This window comes from Comamonas sp. B-9 (genome assembly GCF_000410635.1).
Lineage (GTDB): Bacteria > Pseudomonadota > Gammaproteobacteria > Burkholderiales > Burkholderiaceae_C > Comamonas.
Genome location: NZ_KE148624.1, coordinates 1,278 through 2,731 on the forward strand (window position 1 = coordinate 1,278; position 1,454 = coordinate 2,731).

Below are 1,454 nucleotides of genomic sequence, written 5' to 3' on the forward strand. Positions count from 1 at the left end.
CCCCCGGCCCCCGGAAGCCCCGCCTGTCAAAGACCCCGCCCCGGTGCAACCACCACCGGTGCCCACGCCCGGCATTCCATCGCCCATCCAGGAGTAGTGATCAAGGGGCGCTGGATACCGCTGCCCAGCGGCGTATGATCGCGGTTTTCCGAGCCCCCTGAATTCTGGCGAGCAAGCATGCGCATATTGCTGATTGAAGACGAGCTGGAGATGGCCGCCTGGCTGGTGCGCGCCCTCAAGCAATCGAACATCGAAGCGGTGCATGCCGCGCATGCGGCGATGGCCACGCGCCTGCTGCCCGATGGCCGCTTTGATGTGGTGGTGCTCGATCTGCAGCTGCCCGACCAGCATGGCTTTGACTGGCTGTCAGCCATGCGCGGCCAGGGCCAGCGTGAGCCGGTGCTGGTGCTGACCGCGCAAGGGGCGGTACAGGACCGCGTCGAAGGTCTGCACCGGGGTGCCGATGACTACCTGACCAAGCCTTTCGATGTGGCCGAGCTGGAGGCGCGCCTGGCGGCGCTGCACCGGCGCAGCCAGGGCCGGGTGCAGGCCATGCAGCAATGCGGTTCGCTGCGCTACGACAGCAACCACCGTACCTTCTGGCTGGCCGAGCAGATGCTGGCGCTGACCCCGCGTGAGCATGCGGCGCTGGAGGCGCTGATGGCGCGCACCGGCGCGCCGGTGGGCAAGTCCAAGCTGACGGCCAAGGTCTTCCCGCAGGACAGCAGTGTCAGCCCCGATGCCATCGAGCAGGTGCTGCACCGGGTGCGGCGCAAGCTGGCTGGCGGTGATGTGCACATCGTGACCGTGCGCGGCCTGGGCTATATGCTCGAAACCCTGGCGCCCAAGGGCCCGGGCCATACGCTCTCCTCCTGACCACCATGCGCTGGCGTCTGCGCTCTTCCAAAGGCTTGCGTCTGCGCCTGCTGTGGGTGCTGGTGCCTGTGCTGATGGGCCTGCTGGTGCTCGACAGCTGGCGCGACAGCGTCAGCCTGGCACGCGAGTTGGAGCGCGCCTATGACCAGAGCCTGCTGGAGCCGGCCCAGGCGCTGTCGGACAACCTGCGCTGGGATGCTGAAGGCCAACTGAGCCTGGACGAGCCGCTGCACATCATCTCGATGTTCGAGGTGCTGAGCAGCCGGCGCAAGTTTTTGCGCGTGCAGCTGCAGACGCCCGATGGCACGCAGCAGCGCCTGCTGCTGGGCGCCGCGCAGTTCCCCGAGCCCGCGCACGACCCGGCTGACCCCAGCCGCCCTTTTCGCGCCGCAGAGGATGGCACGCGCGTGTCCTATGCCGCCGAGGTGGAGCCCCAGCCGGTGCGGGTGCTGGCGCTGCTGCGGGTGCTGCATGACCAGACGGGCCAGGAATGGCGCGTGCTGATCCAGACCGCGCAGACCAGCGCCGGCATTGAGCGCACGGTGCGCAGCCTGATGTGGGACAGCCTGCTGCGCGAT

At 68.4% G+C, this 1,454-nt stretch carries 2 protein-coding genes; both read left to right on the forward strand.

The genetic code is table 11. The features are described from left to right. Positions 1-177: 177 nt before the first annotated feature. Positions 178-876, forward strand: a complete 699-nt coding sequence (locus H928_RS0117255) for a response regulator (protein WP_021027624.1) — start codon at positions 178-180, stop codon at positions 874-876. A gap of 5 nt (positions 877-881) precedes the next feature. Then, the coding region (locus H928_RS0117260) for a sensor histidine kinase N-terminal domain-containing protein (protein ID WP_192816994.1) at positions 882-1,454 on the forward strand (573 nt) is incomplete at its 3' end.

What these genes read in the sequence shown, in the direction of transcription:
- H928_RS0117255 (WP_021027624.1), top strand. Translation starts at nt 178, where the DNA reads ATGCGCATATTGCTGATTGAAGACGAGCTGGAGATGGCCGCCTGGCTG.